Annotated in this window: 20 protein-coding genes and 1 riboswitch; of the genes, 8 read left to right on the forward strand and 12 right to left on the reverse strand. The window is 69.2% G+C overall.

All coding sequences use genetic code 11. The features are described from left to right. Position 1: 1 nt before the first annotated feature. Positions 2-179: riboswitch (cyclic di-AMP (ydaO/yuaA leader) on the reverse strand. Between the two features lie 281 nt (positions 180-460). Together ABTV10_RS05035 and ABTV10_RS05040 are read right to left on the reverse strand one after the other, a co-directional pair. Continuing rightward, on the reverse strand, positions 461-865 hold the full coding sequence (locus tag ABTV10_RS05035; RefSeq protein ID WP_433610348.1) for a YccF domain-containing protein: 405 nt from the start codon (positions 863-865) through the stop codon (positions 461-463). 11 nt (positions 866-876) lie between these two features. Continuing rightward, entirely contained in the window at positions 877-1,116 is a 240-nt protein-coding gene (locus ABTV10_RS05040; protein ID WP_499032967.1) for a hypothetical protein, read from the reverse strand. A gap of 114 nt (positions 1,117-1,230) precedes the next feature. Between ABTV10_RS05040 and ABTV10_RS05045 the strand changes: the two genes are divergently transcribed. Continuing rightward, on the forward strand, positions 1,231-1,860 hold the full coding sequence (locus ABTV10_RS05045; RefSeq protein WP_499032969.1) for a hypothetical protein: 630 nt from the start codon (positions 1,231-1,233) through the stop codon (positions 1,858-1,860). Between the two features lie 297 nt (positions 1,861-2,157). Here ABTV10_RS05045 and ABTV10_RS05050 read toward each other — a convergent pair whose 3' ends face one another. Continuing rightward, on the reverse strand, positions 2,158-2,754 hold the full coding sequence (locus ABTV10_RS05050; RefSeq protein WP_499032971.1) for an alternate-type signal peptide domain-containing protein: 597 nt from the start codon (positions 2,752-2,754) through the stop codon (positions 2,158-2,160). Positions 2,755-3,110: 356 nt separating this feature from the next. Here ABTV10_RS05050 and ABTV10_RS05055 point away from each other — a divergent pair, with 356 nt between their 5' ends. Together ABTV10_RS05055 and ABTV10_RS05060 are read left to right on the forward strand one after the other, a co-directional pair. Further along, on the forward strand, positions 3,111-3,608 hold the full coding sequence (locus tag ABTV10_RS05055; RefSeq protein WP_499032972.1) for a hypothetical protein: 498 nt from the start codon (positions 3,111-3,113) through the stop codon (positions 3,606-3,608). Between the two features lie 138 nt (positions 3,609-3,746). Beyond that, positions 3,747-4,052 carry a hypothetical protein gene (locus ABTV10_RS05060; RefSeq protein WP_499032973.1) on the forward strand — a complete coding sequence of 102 codons (306 nt, stop codon included), beginning with the start codon at positions 3,747-3,749 and terminating at the stop codon, positions 4,050-4,052. Between the two features lie 4 nt (positions 4,053-4,056). Here the strand turns inward: ABTV10_RS05060 and ABTV10_RS05065 are convergent, their stop codons facing one another. Genes ABTV10_RS05065 through ABTV10_RS05085 form a run of 5 tightly spaced genes read right to left on the reverse strand, consistent with a single transcriptional unit; the run spans position 4,057 to position 6,977 of the window. Beyond that, entirely contained in the window at positions 4,057-4,647 is a 591-nt protein-coding gene (locus tag ABTV10_RS05065; RefSeq protein ID WP_499032974.1) for a signal peptidase I, read from the reverse strand. Positions 4,648-4,655: 8 nt separating this feature from the next. Continuing rightward, entirely contained in the window at positions 4,656-5,252 is a 597-nt protein-coding gene (locus tag ABTV10_RS05070; protein WP_499032975.1) for a SipW-dependent-type signal peptide-containing protein, read from the reverse strand. Between the two features lie 13 nt (positions 5,253-5,265). Beyond that, positions 5,266-5,904, reverse strand: coding sequence for a signal peptidase I (locus ABTV10_RS05075; RefSeq protein WP_499032976.1), 639 nt, complete (start codon positions 5,902-5,904; stop codon positions 5,266-5,268). A gap of 1 nt (position 5,905) precedes the next feature. Then, a complete protein-coding gene (locus tag ABTV10_RS05080; protein ID WP_499032978.1) occupies positions 5,906-6,451 on the reverse strand; it encodes a hypothetical protein in 546 nt (181 codons plus the stop codon). A gap of 4 nt (positions 6,452-6,455) precedes the next feature. Then, positions 6,456-6,977, reverse strand: coding sequence for an alternate-type signal peptide domain-containing protein (locus ABTV10_RS05085; protein ID WP_499032979.1), 522 nt, complete (start codon positions 6,975-6,977; stop codon positions 6,456-6,458). Between the two features lie 496 nt (positions 6,978-7,473). On the opposite strand from ABTV10_RS05085, the gene ABTV10_RS05090 reads away from it, so the two are divergent. After that, positions 7,474-8,166, forward strand: coding sequence for a DUF6707 family protein (locus ABTV10_RS05090; protein ID WP_499032981.1), 693 nt, complete (start codon positions 7,474-7,476; stop codon positions 8,164-8,166). A 149-nt stretch (positions 8,167-8,315) separates the two neighbouring features. Continuing rightward, complete coding sequence (locus ABTV10_RS05095) at positions 8,316-8,732, forward strand: cold-shock protein (protein WP_433610369.1); 417 nt, start codon at positions 8,316-8,318, stop codon at positions 8,730-8,732. A gap of 72 nt (positions 8,733-8,804) precedes the next feature. On the opposite strand, the gene ABTV10_RS05100 is transcribed toward ABTV10_RS05095, so the two are convergent. The 3 genes from ABTV10_RS05100 to ABTV10_RS05110 form a co-directional block, all read right to left on the reverse strand. After that, positions 8,805-9,305, reverse strand: a complete 501-nt coding sequence (locus ABTV10_RS05100; protein WP_499032984.1) for a DUF2771 family protein — start codon at positions 9,303-9,305, stop codon at positions 8,805-8,807. Positions 9,306-9,329: 24 nt separating this feature from the next. Further along, the gene (locus tag ABTV10_RS05105) at positions 9,330-11,018 is read right to left on the reverse strand and encodes an MFS transporter (protein WP_499032985.1); all 1,689 of its coding nucleotides are present in this window, start codon (positions 11,016-11,018) and stop codon (positions 9,330-9,332) included. Between the two features lie 89 nt (positions 11,019-11,107). Then, on the reverse strand, positions 11,108-11,926 hold the full coding sequence (locus ABTV10_RS05110; RefSeq protein ID WP_499032986.1) for a glutaminyl-peptide cyclotransferase: 819 nt from the start codon (positions 11,924-11,926) through the stop codon (positions 11,108-11,110). Positions 11,927-11,986: 60 nt separating this feature from the next. On the opposite strand from ABTV10_RS05110, the gene ABTV10_RS05115 reads away from it, so the two are divergent. From ABTV10_RS05115 to ABTV10_RS05125, 3 genes are all read left to right on the forward strand, one after another. Beyond that, the gene (locus tag ABTV10_RS05115) at positions 11,987-12,829 is read left to right on the forward strand and encodes a DUF3027 domain-containing protein (RefSeq protein ID WP_499032987.1); all 843 of its coding nucleotides are present in this window, start codon (positions 11,987-11,989) and stop codon (positions 12,827-12,829) included. Positions 12,830-12,957: 128 nt separating this feature from the next. Continuing rightward, positions 12,958-15,591 (forward strand): sacsin N-terminal ATP-binding-like domain-containing protein, encoded by a 2,634-nt coding sequence (locus ABTV10_RS05120; RefSeq protein WP_499035133.1) that lies wholly within the window; start codon positions 12,958-12,960, stop codon positions 15,589-15,591. Beyond that, positions 15,588-16,151, forward strand: coding sequence for a phosphatase PAP2 family protein (locus ABTV10_RS05125; RefSeq protein ID WP_499032988.1), 564 nt, complete (start codon positions 15,588-15,590; stop codon positions 16,149-16,151). Before ABTV10_RS05120 ends, ABTV10_RS05125 begins: the two co-directional genes overlap by 4 nt. A gap of 45 nt (positions 16,152-16,196) precedes the next feature. Here ABTV10_RS05125 and ABTV10_RS05130 read toward each other — a convergent pair whose 3' ends face one another. Next, positions 16,197-16,445 carry a DUF2530 domain-containing protein gene (locus ABTV10_RS05130; protein WP_499032989.1) on the reverse strand — a complete coding sequence of 83 codons (249 nt, stop codon included), beginning with the start codon at positions 16,443-16,445 and terminating at the stop codon, positions 16,197-16,199. Positions 16,446-16,478: the final 33 nt, after the last annotated feature.

The following is a 16,478-nucleotide window of genomic DNA, read 5'->3' on the forward strand; positions in this document are numbered from 1 at the left end:
CCTGCGAGGTCAGCTGTCGGGTTCGGGCTGAGAGGTCGCCCGGCCTCGCCGCTCATGGCTGGAGCGGGTCTGGCTTCACCCCAAGGGAGATCGCTCTCCCGATGCCTGCGGGGTGTCCCTGAAGGGACTTGCTTCCCCGGAGGACCTTGGGTCCCCCGTCCCCGTCCATGGATGGTTCGTGGGTGCGTCCGGAGCCACTGGACGGGGTTTGGCGCGGTGGGTCCGGATGTGGCCGAGGTGCCGGCCGGGAATGACGGTACGACGATCGGGCGCCGAACGTCACCAGTTGATAACGCGGCGCGTCTTGTGTTGTTCGAGAGTCGAATTCGACGGGAACGGCGTAGCCCCAGCTAGTCGCCCTGTCGGCCTTTCGATCACGGTTCGACACCGCCCCGTTATCGGCGCGTTATGTGAGGGAGATCACACTCAGGTGGGGCGTTCGTCCCACTTTTCGGAACGGTCAGAAAGCGGTCTGCTGCGCCTGATTGCGGCTGTCGACACTCACGATGTCCTTGCCGAGCGGCAGCAGCGAGACCGGGATCATCTTCAGGTTGGCGATCGCCAGCGGGATCCCGATGATGGTGATCGCCATCAGGAACGCCGAGACGATGTGGCCGATCGCCAACCACACGCCCGCCAGGATCAGCCAGATGACGTTGCCGATCAGCGACATGACGCCCGCGGTGGGCTTGTCGACGACGGTCTTGCCGAACGGCCACAGCGCGTAGAGGCCGATGCGGAAGGACGCGATGCCGAACGGGATCGTGATGATCAGGATGCACATCACCACGCCGGCCACGAAGTACCCCAGCGCGAGCCACAGGCCGCCGAAGATCAGCCAGATGATGTTCAGCAGAATCCGCATGATGGCCCCTTTCAGCGGCTCCGACGTCCGGAGCGGAGAGCGTATGCGATGGCGAGGACGAATCCGAGCGGGCACGCCAGGGTGAGGAGATAAAGGACCAGGCCGGGATCACCCTCGGACAGCGAGTGGACGAAGAAGATGGCGACGATCGCCGCGATTCCGATCAGGAAGCTGACGACTGCCGCATAGAACAGTCCCTTGCCGGGCTGGGTGGAAGCGCCGGCGCCGTTGCGGTTGGATTCGTTCGTCACAAGACAACGGTAGGCCACCGCGGCGGAGTGGTGTACGGCAGCGTGGATCCGGAGGTCAGCCCAATATCTCCAAATTGGACGCTTGATCGGATTTGCTCCTCTAGGCTCCGCGAAATGACCGATCTCACCCCCGTGGCCAGGGGGCTCTCGACGCCGACCAAGATCCTGGGCGCCGTGTTCCTCGCCCTCTTCCTCGCGGCCGTCGCCGTGATCGCCGGCCCCGCCATGGCGCGCGCCGACGAGCCCGCGCCGGCCGTCGAGTACTCGTCCGACGGCGGCGCCACGTGGGGTGGCCCCGAGAAGATCGTCTGGAACGAGGGTGAACTCGTTCCCGGGCAGGAGCTGAAGACCAGGTTCCAGGTGCGCAACGCGTCCGGCGTGGAGGGCTTCGTCGGCTTCGCGGTGGGCGACTACACACTCACGTCGGGGATGGTCGCCACCGCTCGTGTGGACATCGACGGCAAGGCCGGAAACCCGGTGACGCTCACGGAGGCTCGTGCGGTGGCGCCGGACACCTTGGTCGGCTCGGTGCACCTCGCGGCCGGCGGTGTCGCGACGATCGACCTCGTCGTCGGCATGCCCGCCGACGCCGGCAACCAGGCGCAGTCCGGACACGTGGACCCGAGGTGGGCTGTCGGCTTCACCCCGGGAGCGGTGCCGCAGCCCGGCTGCGTCGGCACAGGTTCGCTCGGCTCGCTCTCCTGCGCATTCGGTTCCCTCGGAACGGGCAGCCTGGCGTCCTGATCCCTCTGCCCCGATCCACGAACGGGCGGTTATCGGACTCGGCACTCGGCCGATGTTCCGATAACCGCCCGTTCGGCCTTTTGCGTAAGGCAGGAACGACGCGGCGCCGGTTGTCCTCTCGGCCTCGTGGAGGGCAACCGGCGCCGCATGGCGTGCATGACCCGGGCACGCTCGGGCCCGTTCCCCGTGCGATGTCGCTCACCCGATTTCCGGTGCGGGTCGGGGGCGTAGGGGGAGTGGGAATCAGGGCCACCGGTCGGGAGGGGGGACCGCCGGTGGCCCTGCGCTTGTGGGGGGTTAGTTGAGCGTCTGTTCCAGGCGGACTCTGAAATCGGCGAAGTTTGCCGAGTCCGACTGCCCGACGACCCCCGACGTCTGCGGATCGAAGGTGAACTTGGCGGCCACATCGACGACCGCGTTGTTCTGCGCGGGCGTGACGACGATGCCCGTGGGGCCGCTGGGGACGACGGTACCGCCGATGGTGGCCGTCACCTGAGGCTGCAGTTGGCCCTTGAGCTGGCCGCCCCCGGTGAAGGTGATGTTGTCGGCGGTGAGCCTGGCCGTCAGATCCGTTCCGGTCAGGGTGATCCGGTAGCTCCCCTTGTAGGTAAGGACGTCACCCGGGACGATGCGGAACGTCGAGATGTCGATCGACCCGTTCTCGTCGCTCCACGTCGGCGCCGTCACCTCGGTGAGCGCAAGTGATCCCGAACCGTTTCCGCCGCCACCGATGGTCGTCGGAGGGGCAGTCGTGGTGGGCGCGGTCGGAGTAGTGGTACCACCGCCGGCGCTTCCGCTGCCGAGGCTGCCGAAGTCGCAGGCGGTCAGCGTCAGCGTCGTGCCGAGCGCCGCCGCGACGAGCGCGACCTTGAAGCCCTTGGTCTGTGTCTTCATCGGACTGTCTTCCATTCCCCTCGCGCGAGATTCCTCGCACTCGACGGTGATTGGGCTGCACCCGTACGAACGCAGGTGCAACGTGGCGTTATTCGACCAATGCCGCGATCTCGGCCGGAACGTCGCTGGACGACGGGTCGACCACCGTCTTCGTCCAGCTGCCCTCGGTTGCCTTGTACAGCTGGCCACTATCCACAATCCACAGCGTGTCTGTGGATGAATCCCACTCGTACCGAGCCGAAGCCGACGCCGGAATCCGCTTCAGCTCTTCGCCGTTCGTGTCCTCGATGAGGATTGCCGTCTCCGCCGTCGCGGACGACTGCAGAGTCGCGGTGTAGCCGCTGGACGACGCCTGAGTGACACCGAGCGGTGTCTCGGCCTCGGTGGTCGTAGTCGTCGGTGCCGTCGTCGTGGTGGTGGAGGGCGGAGTTGTGATGCTCGGCGTTGTGGGCGATTCTGTGGTGCTGGTGCTGGTGCTGGTGCTGGTGCTGGTGCTGGTGCTGGTGCTGGTGCTGGTGCTGGTGCTGGTGCTGGTGCTGGTGCTGGTGCTGGTGCTCGGGCTGGGCTTCGACGGTGAAGTCGTCGTGGTGGTAGCGCCCGGTGTCGACGTGCTGGTGGTCGACGGTGCCGAGGTGTTCGTGGTCGTAGGCGCAGGGGTTGTAGTGGGCTCAGCAGTCGCTGCCGCTCTGGCGTTCATCGAATCGGGGTTGACCGGCAGGCTTGCGCCACTGACACCACCGACATTGGAAACTGGGGATCCGCAGGTGACGTGCCAAGAACTCGCGCCTTGCCTCGTCACGGAGTATCCGCGCCAGTCTGACCCCTCCTCGTTGGTGATCCGGTTCACGGTGTGAATCTCGACGTCGTACGTCTGGCCACTTCCGAGAGCGTTGGGGGTATTGTCTCTCCAGACGTCGGTCGAAACTTGCTGTCCCGCTGCAATGTTGTCGGCGGTAGGGTCGACGAACCAATTGTTGGATGTACCCCTGACGATGACGTGGTACTTGAACGCGGAATTTGTGTGTGTCCAAGTCAAATGGCACTGCTTGATATCCGATAGCGCCCAGCGCCACGTCGTCGTCGCACCTGTGGGGCTTGCTATTGCCGGCAGGACGTTTGATGCCACGGTCATTCCGCCGCTGGTGGCGGTGTTGTTGGTGTCCTGCCAGGCTGCGCTGGTTCCGCTGACCTGGGAGAGCCCGATGGCGGACAGCACGACCGCACTGAGAGTGAGTGCGGGGCGGACCGACTTCAGCGTGAACCGGCGGGTGGTTGGCTTTGCGTCGCGTCGAAGCTGATTGGTCACGGCGTCTGAGTCCTTCCCCCATGGGGCGATTCGTCGTTCAGGTCGGAGGGGTGGTCAGAGGCGGTGTCGCGGCGGCCGGATGGCCTGGCGACGATCATGAGAAGCGCACCGACGAAAACGCCGCCCAGGAAGATGGCCGTCGAACTCGAGAGCCATGCGGCGACGTACCCGAGACCGCCTGTACTCCAAAAGACGCGGTCCGCCTCGGCGATCGAATACGGTTCGACGTCCGGGTCGGCGTTGGCATCACCCTTCAGTGTGGCCACAACCGCATCGCCGTCCTGCGGCTGAATCGCATACACGCGGTGGGTGATCCGGGTGCCCTGGGAGTTCTCGACGCTCACTACGTCCCCGACCGCGAGATCGCCGGCGGGAACCGTGCGTGCGAGCGCAAGCGACCCGGTCGTGATCTCGGGTGACATCGACCCCGACCGGAAGATCAGCGGCTTGACGTCGAACAGAAGCGCCGCGACGGTTGCGACGATGCAGATCAGTCCAGCGATGGCGCCGATGGTGAGGGCGACTTCACGAGCTTTGTGAGCTGTGGTCGACGACGTGTTGGGCTTGGCCATGGTGTTCTCGGACATGGTCGACCTCACACCGATGTGGCCGTCAGAGAGAAGACCACGTTGATCGACTGGTTCTGCATTGCCTTGGTCAGACTGTTCCCCGCCGTCGCCCGGATGCAGATGGTATCGACGCCACTAGTCGCTGCGACCTGGCCCTTGTTGGCAATCAACGTTTGGTCGGTGGTGGACATTGTGACGGGGTTGCCGAGAGCGTTTCCGGAGCAGTTCGAGTTCGGAAACACTGTGAGCGCTATCTGCCCTGCGACGTTGGAGCTTCCTGTAGCCCTCGCCGTCATCGAGTAGTTGAACGCCAAGTCGCCGGCGTTCCGAACCTCGAGGGGGGCCTGGACCGTGCTTCCGGGAAGCAGGCCCGACCCGCTGAACGCACTGAAGGTGTAGCTGTCGGTGCCCGGGGCTGGTCCCAACTTCAGATCGATTGCTGCGGTCTTGAATACGCCTGAGGTGGCGCTGGCGGTATCGCTCCACGCGGCGAGAGTTCCAACTGACCCGAGGCCGAGCACGATGCCGAGTGAGAGGGCGGCTCGCACCCGGCCGCCACCCAGCGTCTTGCGCATACGCGCGCCGACGGTGGGGGTCGAGTTCGAGATCTCGTCGCGAGACATGAAGAGGCCCTTCTTACTTCGTTGTGGTCGGTGCGTCGGCATCGACCACGGGGATGACGGCGGTGACAGCATCGTCGTCACTGGCCGCTGCGGCTGCCGTCGGTGCGCGTCGATTGTCGCGGCTCGAACTGACGAACATCGCCACCGCGTAGATCAGCAGGCCGCCGACAACGACCACGAGGAGCGCCGAGCGTTGCTTACCGGTGATGAAGTTGTTGACATACCCGACGTACGGCACCGAGTACCAAACCTTGCCGCGCACCTGTTCGGGCACAACGGGTCTCTCGTCGGGGACCGGATTCGCGTCGCCCTGCGTGGTGAACCGCAACTCACCCTTTGCCGAGTACTGCACCGAAACGATGCGGTGGGTCACTACGTCGGTCTTGCCGGATTCCCACTGGTAGGTGATCGCGTCGCCGACGGCGAGAGATCCGGCGTCCGTCGGCTTGACGACGACGAGCGTGCCCGGCGGATAGGTCGGTTCCATCGAGCCCGTCAACACGGTGAAGGGCGTGGATCCTGTGATCCGCGGAATCACGATGGTGACGGCCAAGATTCCGACCATCGAGATGAGCAGCAGCCAAGACACGACCGACTTGACCCACCACCAGAGGGTGGTCGGCTGATCGTCGGGTTCGGCTGTTTCGCTCACGTCAGACTTGGCTCGCGTCGAACTTGAACTGTGCCGTGGAACTGACGCCTGCCCCAGCTCCCGTGCCAACCGTGCCGCGTAGGCAGAGCACCTCGGCGGCGTTCGGTTGCACCGTCTGCCATGCCGCGATGCTCGCACCGTTCATGTTGCCGGAATACAGCGACGTTCCCGCCGGCGTTCCAGTTGCGGCGCATGCCGCTTCGTTCGCGACCCGCCACACGTCCAGCGTCAGCGGAAGCGTGGTGTTGGATTGCGTGACGCTCGACAGGCGATACTGCATCGGCACATTGCCAGAGTTCTTGACAGTCAACGGGGTCTGCGAGAAGCCGCCCTCGAGCAGTCCGGTCTTGCCGAAGCTGCTCAGGGTGTACGCAGAACTAGTGGTGCCACCGGCACCGACGCCGATGTCCAAGGTGCCGGCGGTGATGGTTCCGCCGGAGAGATTCTCAGTGTCACTCCACAGCGCGCCGGTCTGCTGGGCCGAAAAGAAGATCAGCCCGACGACCGGCACCGCTGCGAGTGCCCACCAACGGTGGTTCTTGGACAAGGCTCTACTGCTGCTGAAGCTTCAGCTGGACGCCGTTGAGCTCCGCGGTTGCGCCCTGGGAGGTGGTGCCGCTGGTGGCGCTGTCGAACGTGACCGTTGTCTCGACGGTCGCGGAGCGTGGGCCCGCCTGCGATGAGATGACGCCGGTCGTGGAGTCGACGCCCGGCGCAGTCACGGTGGGCGTGCCCCAGGTCAGACCGGTGAACGTACCCGCGGTACCCGGATCGAGCGTCAGCTTCGCATTGAGATTGTTGCCTTCGGCGATGAACTGGGTGGTCGCCTTGTATGTAAGGGTGTCGCCGGGAACAACCTTGAAGGTCGCCAGATTGATCTCGTTCCCAGCGGTCGCGGGTCCCTTGTACCAGGTGCCGCTGGTGCTGCCGTCGACGAACTGGAGCGTGCCTGCGGTGATCGTGCCACCAGTGAGGGCCTCGCTGTCGTTCCACGCTGCGAATGTGCCGGCACCACCGGCGAGGAGCAGAGCCGCGGCACCGGCGGCGATTGCGCCCTTGGTCTTCTTGTTCATGCGGGTGTTCTCGTTTCTTCTGGCCCCGCTTCGGGGTCGTTGCAAGGGTGGTGCGTCGGCACGAGACACCTCGACCAGTCAAAACCTTGTTTCACGCGAGCATCTGGTCAGCGCTGTGCGGCGCGGCAAAGCTGGGTGGAAACGTTGTCGCAGCCCCCGTGCTGCGCCGAGTAGTTTGTAGCACTTTCGTGACCTGATTGAAGGCAAAACTGGTCAATCGTCCAAAAGGGAGTTGCTACGTGATCGGTTCAGTCCGGGAGGCGTGCCGATTCGATATCGAATACGTGCAACGTCGGCGTCCCCTGAACGCCTCCGCGAGTCACCAAGCGCCGCTGGAGGCACTCGATCAGCGGCAGCCGAATCCGCGGGGCCCCACCCACTTCGGTGGTCGAGATTGCGCACCGACCGTACCGTGACGGCCTCGGCGGAGTAACCCCGGGCACGCGGTGACATCAATTTCGGGGAGAAGCACGGACGCGCCCGTACGGTTGGCGCCATGGTGCTTCTTCGAGACTTCCCGGAAGGCTGCCGGATCGACGATCCCGGCACGCCGGACGGCGTCGTCTATTCGGTCGACTGGTTCGACGAGGACGGGGCCGAGGTGCGCCTCATCTTCGAGGACGGCAGTGTGCGCAACGGCGACGGCGCCCAGGAATTGGTCTGGCCGGGGCACGGTGCCCGAGAGGTTCCCGCGGAGAACCCTCCCGCCGTCCCTGCGGTACCGGTGAGCCGACCGCTCGTGTGGGGGCCTCCTCGGTGGGACGAGCGGGTCGACGACGCCTGGGACAGCTATGTCGCCGGGGACGCTGCTGCCGCCATGGCTGCGATCGCAGATGTCGACGAGGTCGAGTTCGTCGGCGACTACGACGTGTGGTCCTTCGTCGAGTCGGGACTCGCACTGTCGGCGCTGATCCTCGACGGCCGGGGTGCGGCGGAACGATCTGCGGCGCTGCGGGCCCGGCTGGACGTCGAGGACCGCGCCAAGAACCCAGACCTGGCGAGGAAGGTGCTGCTCCGGGGACTCCGCGAGGAGCTACCCGGCGAGCCGTACTTCCGACTCCGGGAGACGGCGCGCCGCTGGGCCCGGGCCGAGGTCGCCGGACTCGACCGAGCCTGGCTCTTGCGTGCACACGCGGAGGCACTGTCGGTGCTGCGGGCAGGAGACGGTAACGGGTACAGCGCCAGCTGACGACCGGGAAACGTGGGTGCCGGGCATCGGTTCCGGCGGGTACACTCGGGCATTCACGCGTCCCGCACTCCACGTGGGGCGCGTTGTTTTGCATTATCCACGCGCGCGCTCAATGGAGAGCGCGGCAGGCAGATGAGCAGGTGAACGCGGTGCCTACCGGCAAGGTGAAGTGGTACGACGTCGAGAAGGGGTTCGGCTTCCTGTCCCAGGAGGAGGGGGAGGACGTGTACGTGCGCGCGGCCGCGCTGCCCGACGGCGTCGAGGGCCTCAAGGCCGGCCAGCGCGTCGAGTTCGGCATGGCCGCCGGTCGCCGCGGACCGCAGGCGCTGAGCGTGAAGGTGCTCGACCCGGCGCCGTCGGTGCGGCAGGGCGGCGGCGCCCGCCGCGATGCTGCCGCCACCCGCAAGCACACGCCGGACGAGCTGCACGGCATGGTCGAGGACATGATCACGCTGCTCGAGGCCAAGATCCAGCCGGACCTGCGCAAGGGCAAGTACCCGGACCGCAAGACCGCCCAGCGGATCTCCGAGGTGGTGCGCGCCGTCGCGCGCGAGCTCGACAGCTGAGTCGCGGCACGAACGAGAAAGGGAGCCCTCCGGTGATCATCGGAGGGCTCCCGTCGTTCGTCGGGGCGTCGGCTACGACGCCGGGGCGACCACGCCGCCGCCGGGCAGCGGCATCGTCTGGATCGCCCAGATGGGGGCGAGGCCGCCCTTCGCGGGAAGCTGGATGATCGCGCTGATCAGCTGCTCACCCGGGTTGCCGGGGACCGTCACCGCGTACGCCTCACCGGGCTTGTAGTCGCGGTAGCCCTCGAAGATTTCGCCGGTCTTCGGGTTGCCGATCTGGACGTTCAGCCGCCAGTCCGAGTCGGCAACCTCCGTCGGCAGCGACAGCTGCAGCGGGTAGCCCTCGGGCACGTGCAGTTCGACGATCTCGAGTCCCGCGCACTGCAGCGACGGGTCGCAGACACCGGGATGGACCTCGGCGGTGTTCTGCTTCGAGTACGCGGTGATGGTCGGCAGCTTCTCCGGAGCCTGACCGACGAGGTAGGCCACGACCCCGGCGAGACCGGCCGCGACCACCACCACCGCCGCCGCGATCAGCGCAAGAATCTTCTTCGTCCGGGCTTCCATCATCGTTTCCGTTTCTCGCTCGGTGGATCAGTCGGCACGAGGGCTGTGGCCGACGGTGGTCTCGGGGTTGACGTGCTCCGGGCGCCTGCCACCCAGGCCCGGGAGCAGGGTCGCCCCGCGGGACGTCAGGATCGTCTGAACCAGACCGATCGTAAGCACCACGGACACGACGGTGAAACCGATCCACAGTTCGGTGGGCAGCAGCACACCCAGCGCACCGCCGACGACCCAGCTGAGCTGGAGGACGGTCTCGGAGCGGCCGAAGCCGGACGCGATGGACTCCTCGGGCAGGTCCTGCTGCAGCGAGGCGTCGAGCGACACCTTCGCCAGCGCGCTCGCCCCGGACGCGACGAGCGCCGCGAGCGCCGCCGCGAGGAGGTTGCCGGTGATCGCCACGAGGATTGCCACGACCGTCACCGCGATGGTGCAGCGCACCACCACCACCGCCGGGCGGCCCAGTTCCAGGCGCGCGCCGGTGGCGTTGCCCGCGAAGTTGCCGATGCCCGCGGCCGCGCCGACCAGGCCGAGCATCGCGGCCTGCATCAGTGCCTCGTGGTTGGTGTTGGCCTTCGCGACGAACGCGATGTACAGCGTGAGGAAGCCCGTCAGCACGCGGATGGTGCCGTTGCCCCACAGGCCCGTGACCACCACACGTCCGAGCGGTTGGCGGCGCTTGGTCCCCTTGCCGTCGCCCGCCGCGGCGCGTCCCTTCCCGCTCACGTCGATCAGTTCGGTGGGGGAGTCGTCGCCGTGGAAGGTCAGCGTCGCCGGGACCTCGCCCTCAGTGACCTCGACCCACGCCGGGATCCGCATGCTCAGGTAGGCGCCCAGCGCGGTGATGAGCGCGGCCAGCCACAGCGCGCCCGTCGACCCGGTCACCAACGCCAGCGCGCCGGCCAGCGCGCCGGCGCCGATGGTGCCGCCGATCAGGCCGAACACCGTGAGCCGGGAATTGACCCGCACCAGGTCTATCTCGGGCGGCAGCACGCGGGGAGTCACCGCGCTCTTGAGCACCGAGAACGACTTGCTGAGCACCATCATCCCGAGCGCACACGGATACAGCGCCCAGCTGTCGAAGTTGAAGACCAGCACGATCGCCAGCACCGTCCGCAGCGCGAACGACGACGCCAGCGCGATCCGCCGGCCCCGTTGCAGGCGGTCCAGGGCCGGCCCGATCAGGGGCGCGATCACCGCGAACGGCGCGATCGTGATCAGCAGGTACAGCGCGACCTTGGTCTTGTCCTCGCCCGTGGCGGCCGAGAAGAACAGCGTGTTGGCCAGTGCGACGGCGATCGCGGCGTCGGTCGCGAAGTTCGCCATCACCGCGTACGTCAGCGCCGTCAGGCCGGACTTGTCGGCGCCGTCGGCGGTCGCGGCACGGCGGAACGTGGCGATGCCCTTGTTCGTCAGTTCGCGGCTGCGCATCGCCGCGACCCGTGTGACGGTCAGCTTGCGGGGCATCGGCGGCGGCTTCGGGGCCGCGGCGTCGGTGCCGGGCGCAGTGGGCTCCGGTTCCGGGATCGGGCGCGTCGGCGGCGGGATCCGCTCGGTGGGCGTCGACCGGTCCACCGGGTGCAGCGGCGGCAGCGGCGCCCGGCGCGCGGCCGTGCGCTGGGACGGCGGGTAGTTGTCGTACCCGGGATGTCGCCGGGGCGCGGGATCACGCGGCTGCTGCCCACGCTGGGAGGCGTCGTGGGGTTCGCGGGGTCCGGTCACCCCTCAATTCTGTCCTAGTCGCCCAACGAAGCACGACACGGGCGGTCCGTTCCTGCTCGCCCGGACGTGTCGGATCGCTGCGGGGGCCCTCAGCCCACGAAGCGGACCTCGAACATCCGCGGCCACAGCTTGCCGGTGACGAGGAACCGGTCGGTGCCGGGAATCTGCGCGATCCCGTTGAGGACGTCGATGTCGCTGCGCTCGCCCGCGGGCAGCGCGTCCTTCAGGTTGTCGGCGTCGATCCGCCCCACCACGGCCCCCGTCTCGGGGTCGACCTTCACGATCAGGTCGGTGGTCCACACGTTGGCGTACACGAAACCGTCGCTGCCGCATTCGAGTTCGTTGAGCCGGTCGAGCGGCCGGCCGTCCAGCGTGACGGCCACCGTGCCGGTCGCGTCGAACGTCGCCGGGTCCCGGAAGGTCAGGGTGTCCGAGCCGTTGCTCATCACCAGCCGGTCGGCCTGCGTGCACAGCCCCCAGCCCTCGCCGTCGTACTCGACCTGCCGCTGCGGGGCGAGGGTGGCGCGGTCGCGGGCGATCGCGACCCCGTCCTTCCAGGTGATCTGCCAGACGGTGTCGCCGGCGACGGTGATGCCCTCCCCGAACATCGGCCGCGCCAGGTCGGCGCGGGCGATCTCGGTGCCGGAGTCGAGCGACGTGGACCGCACCCACGACCGGCCGGCCCGGCCGGTGCTCTCGAAGAGCGTGCCGTCGGAGATCTCGAGGCCTTGGGTGAACGCGTCGGGGTCGTGCGGCAACTCCCGGACGATCTCCGGCCTCAGCTGCTCGGCGATCACGGCGCCCTCGGGTGGGGCGGTGGAGGCGTCGGAGGAACACCCGGCGAGCAGCGCGACGGCGAGAACGGACACTCCGATTGCGGTGGGTTGCGGGGTGTGACGCCGATTCACGGGACCAGCATGACAGCCCACACGCGCACACACGGGACCGAGTGCGGCAAGATGGACAGCGTGAGTGTTGCGTCGTCTCCAGAGAGCGCCGTCGTGCGCCCGGTCCTGGCTCGAGCCGTCGAACGCGCCCGCGAGGCGCTCGTCGAGCTCCATGAAGGCGGCGTGGGTAGGCACCTGGGTGTCACCGCGGAGGACCAGTGTTCCGCCACGCACCGGTTCGAGGCCGACCTGCCCGGCTATCACGGCTGGCAGTGGGCCGTCGTCGTGGCCGCCGCCCCCGATTCCGAGCACGTGACGATCAGTGAGCTCGCGCTGCTGCCCGGCCCGGACGCGCTCGTCGCGCCCGAGTGGTTGCCGTGGGACCAGCGCGTTCGGCCCGGTGATCTGTCGCCCGGCGATCTGCTCGCCCCCGCGCCGAACGACCCCCGGCTGGTGCCGGGCTATGTCGCGACCGGCGACCCCGAGATCGACGAGGTCGCCTTCGAGGTGGGCCTGGGCCGCAAGCAGGTGATGAGCCGTGAGGGCCGGATCGAGTGCGCCGAGCGGTGGTACGAGGGCGACTACGGGCCCGACTCCGAGATGGCGAAGGCCGCGCCGTCCACGTGCGAGCTGTGCGGCTTCTACCTGCCGCTGGCCGGTTCGCTGCACGCCGCGTTCGGCGTGTGCGGCAACGAGATGGCGGCCGACGGGCACGTCGTGACCGCCAGCTACGGCTGCGGCGCGCACTCCGACACGACGCTGCCGACCGGCGCCGGCACCCCCCGCTACGACGCCTACGACGACGCCGCGGTCGAGATCGTCGAGATCACCGACCAGCCCGCCGCCCCCGCACCGGAGGCACAGCCGGAGCCGGAGACGCCCACCGATCCCGAGCCACCGCTGGATCCGGCATCGGACAGCTGACGGATCCCTTCGACACCGCCGCGCTGCGCGAGGGGACGCTTCTCGCGTGGCGCAGCTCTCCCACGCGTCTGCGGGAGGACGCCGCAGCCGAGGCGGACCTGGTCCGTGCCGGCTACCGTGACCGGCTCCTGACCGAACTGGCCCAGAACGCGGCCGACGCCGCCGCGAAGGCCGGTGTGCCGGGGACGCTGCGGGTGCAACTGCACGGCGACGTGCTGCGCGTCGCGAACACCGGCGCGCCGCTCGACCGGGAGGGCGTGCACGCCCTGACCGCGCTGCGGGCGTCCGGCAAGACCGGAACATCGGGGGGAGTGGGGCAGTTCGGCGTCGGCTTCACCTCCGTCCTGGCGGTCAGCGACGACGTGGAGCTGCGCTCCACCAGCGGATCGCTGCAGTTCTCCGCCGACCGGACGCGCGCCGAACTCGCCGCGGCCGGGCTGGAGGTGCCGACCGTCGGCGCGCCGGTGCTGCGCCTGGTGTGGGCCGGCGAGGAGCGTCCGCCCGCCGGCTTCGACACCGAGGTGGTGCTGCGGCTGCGTCCCTGCATGCGCGGCCCCGACGCGATGGCCCTTCTCGTCCGCTTCGCCGCCGAGGCCGTCGACCTGCTGCTCGAGCTGCCGGCCCTCGAGTCCATCGAGATCGACGGGACGGTGCTGCGCCGCACCGAACGCGACCTCGGTGACGGACTCGTCGAGATCACCGTCGGCCACACCACGTGGTGGCAGTACGCGACCGAGTCGGCGCGCTGGCTGGTGCCCGTGCTCGACGGGCGTGTGCGACCGGTGACCGGCGACGTGCTGCGGGCGCCCACCCGCTCCGACGAGGAACTGTCCATCCCGGCGGTCGTGATCGCGGACGTCCCGATGCAGCCGGACCGGCGGCGCGTCCTGCCCGGGGCACCGCTGACCGGTGTCGCCCGGGGCTACGCGCGGTTCGTCGCCGCGCTGCCGCGCGACCAGCGCCTCGAACTCGTCCCGCAGCCCGGCTTCGCCCGCAGCGAGGTCGACGCCGCGCTCCGCGAGGCGCTGCTGCACGAACTGCGCACGCAGCCATGGGTGCCCGCCGCCGAATCCGACGCCGACGACCTGGTCCCGACCCGGGCCACGGTCGTCTCCGGGCTCACCGCGGAGCTGGCCGACGCCCTCGCCGACGTCGTGCCCGGCCTCGTCGACCCGCAGCTGTCCGGGCCGCGGTACGCGTCGGCGCTCGCGGCCGTGGACGTGCACCGGATCGGGTTGGCGCGCATCGCCGAACTGCTGGGCGGGCACGAGCGGGAACCGTCGTGGTGGCGCGCCCTCTACGCCGCGCTCGAACCGCTCGTCGTCGACGCGCTGGCCGCGGAAGAGCTTGCCGCCGTTCCCGTTCCGCTCGCCGACGGGCGCACCGTCACCGGGCCGCGGACCACCGTCACCGGCACCGACCTGGGGCACGTGCTCGGTGACGCCGCGTCGGCCCTCGACTGGGTGCGGCTGGTCCACCCCGACGCCGTGCACCCCCTGTTGAACCGGCTCGGCGCCGAGCACGCGACCCCCGGCGACCTGCTGTCCGATCCGGCGCTGCGGGCACGGATCGAGGACATCGACTACGACGACCCCACCGCGGCAACCGAACTGGCGTCCGTCGTGCTTGCGCTCGTCGGGTCGGCCGTGCCCGACGCGCGGCCCGCGTGGCTCGGTGAACTGCCGCTGCCGGACACCGACGGCGAGCTGGTGGCGGCCGACGAGCTGCTGCTGCCGGGGGCGCCGCTCGCCGACATCCTGGCCGAGGACTCGCCGTTCGGCACCGTCGACGCCGCCCTCGTCGAACGGGTCGGGGAGGAGCCGCTGCGCGCGCTGGGCGTCGGCTGGGGCTTCGCGGTGCTGCGCGCCGAGCTGCCCACCGGGCCGGAGCACGACCTCGACGACGAGGACGCCTGGTGGGACACCCTCGCCGACGATCCGGAGACGCTCGTCGCCGTCCGCGACCTGGACCTGGTCGATCCCGCCCGCTGGCCGCAGGCTCTGACGCTGCTGGCGGACGACCCGGACACCGCGGCCGCGCTGGCCGACCGCGACGGCTACACCGCGTGGTGGCTGCGCCGGCACGCGGCGATCGACGGCCGCCGCCTGGGCCTGCTGCGCGCGCCCGACGACGACACCTTCGCCGGTCTGCTCGACGTCCTCGACCACCCGGCGGCGCCCGCGCTGGCCGCGGCGCTGGCGCCGACATCCGTCGACGACACCGCGCTGGCCGGGGTGCTGCTCGACCGGCTCGCCGATCCCGAGCGCGCCGCCACCCCGGACGTCGTCACCCGCACGCACCGGCAGCTGGCCGCGGCCGCCGCCCGCGGGGTGCTCGACCTCGACGAACTGGGCCTGCCCGCGCGCGTCCGCAGCCTTGCCGGCACCGTCACGGACCCCGACGTCGCGCTGGTCCTGGACCGCCCGCACCTCGGGACCGTCGTCCCGCCCGAGCGGATCGTGCTCGGCGCGTTCGACACCGCCGCCGCGCTCGCCGACCTGCTGGACCTGCCGCTCGCGTCCGCCGCGATCCGCGCGCAGATCCTGGGCGACGGCGACGTCAGCGCGTGGGACCGGGAACCCGACGCGGTGCTCGCGTGCGCGACGCTGGGGCTGCCGCTGCCGACCGGTCCCGTCGTCGTGCACGACGACCTCGTGGTCCGGCTGACCGGTGCCGTCGAGGCCGATGTCGCGGTCCCGTGGTGGGTGGACGACTCCGGTTGCACGCACATCCGGCGGCGCTGGATCGGGGGAGGCGCATGACGAGCGTGAACGTCGACCAGTCGGTGCTGGACTGGATGCTCGATCTGCGAACCCCGTGGCTCACCGACACGTTCACGGTGATCACCCACAGCGGCGGCACGGTCGCGGCGTTGGTGATCTCCACCGTGGTCACGATCGCGCTGCTGACCCGGCACCGGACCGCGGAGGCCGTGATGGTCGCCGGAGCGATGCTGTCCGGGTGGGCCGCGATGAGCCTGCTCAAACATTTGTTCGCCCGCGATCGGCCGCCACTCCCGGACCGGCTCGTGAACCTGGACTCGTACGCGTTCCCGTCCGGGCACGCCATGATGTCCGCGATCCTGGCGTGCGTGCTGGGCGCGGTGGTGGTGCGGATCGTCGCCCCCGGGCTGCGCCGCGCGGGGCTGCTGGTGCTGCTCGCGTGCTACACCCTCGCGGTCGGGATCTCGCGGGTGTACCTGGCCGCGCACTGGCTCACCGACGTCCTCGCCGGATGGGCGTTCGGTGTGGCGTGGGCCGCACTGTGGATCTGGGCGATCAGCCGCCGAAATGCACGCACAACACGCATGAACAGCGTGTGAAATCCCTCACCGGACGGACCGGGCCGGGGTGACCGGTCGCTTCCCTCAGCCGAGTCCGCGCTGCGCGCCGCGCTTCCCGCGCCGGGCCGCGCTGCGCTGGACGAGGAACAAGCCGAATCCCAGGAGGCCCAGGGCGGTTCCGGCGTAACAGATCGGTAGCGCGTCGCTCCACCGATCCCCCGACAGGAGGACCACGACGGTCGCCACAACCCAGGCCGCGGTGCCCACCGCGACCACCGGACGCGGGTCGGACAGGCGTTCCACGAGCGTCGGCGTGCTATGGATTTCGGTCACACGATTAAGTTACCCGCGCGTCGGTGCCCTAAT

Source organism: Paraburkholderia sp. RHO2, from assembly GCF_050955445.1.
In the GTDB taxonomy this organism is placed as follows: Bacteria; Actinomycetota; Actinomycetes; order Mycobacteriales; family Mycobacteriaceae; genus Prescottella; species Prescottella agglutinans_A.

Bases quoted from the DNA above. Each gene is read 5' to 3' on its own strand.
- ABTV10_RS05035 (WP_433610348.1), bottom strand. From the start codon at position 865: ATGCGGATTCTGCTGAACATCATCTGGCTGATCTTCGGCGGCCTGTGG.
- ABTV10_RS05045 (WP_499032969.1), top strand. From the start codon at position 1,231: ATGACCGATCTCACCCCCGTGGCCAGGGGGCTCTCGACGCCGACCAAG.
- ABTV10_RS05050 (WP_499032971.1), bottom strand. From the start codon at position 2,754: ATGAAGACACAGACCAAGGGCTTCAAGGTCGCGCTCGTCGCGGCGGCG.
- ABTV10_RS05060 (WP_499032973.1), top strand. From the start codon at position 3,747: ATGACGTGGTACTTGAACGCGGAATTTGTGTGTGTCCAAGTCAAATGG.
- ABTV10_RS05065 (WP_499032974.1), bottom strand. From the start codon at position 4,647: ATGTCCGAGAACACCATGGCCAAGCCCAACACGTCGTCGACCACAGCT.
- ABTV10_RS05070 (WP_499032975.1), bottom strand. From the start codon at position 5,252: ATGTCTCGCGACGAGATCTCGAACTCGACCCCCACCGTCGGCGCGCGT.
- ABTV10_RS05085 (WP_499032979.1), bottom strand. From the start codon at position 6,977: ATGAACAAGAAGACCAAGGGCGCAATCGCCGCCGGTGCCGCGGCTCTG.
- ABTV10_RS05090 (WP_499032981.1), top strand. From the start codon at position 7,474: ATGGTGCTTCTTCGAGACTTCCCGGAAGGCTGCCGGATCGACGATCCC.
- ABTV10_RS05100 (WP_499032984.1), bottom strand. From the start codon at position 9,305: ATGATGGAAGCCCGGACGAAGAAGATTCTTGCGCTGATCGCGGCGGCG.
- ABTV10_RS05125 (WP_499032988.1), top strand. From the start codon at position 15,588: ATGACGAGCGTGAACGTCGACCAGTCGGTGCTGGACTGGATGCTCGAT.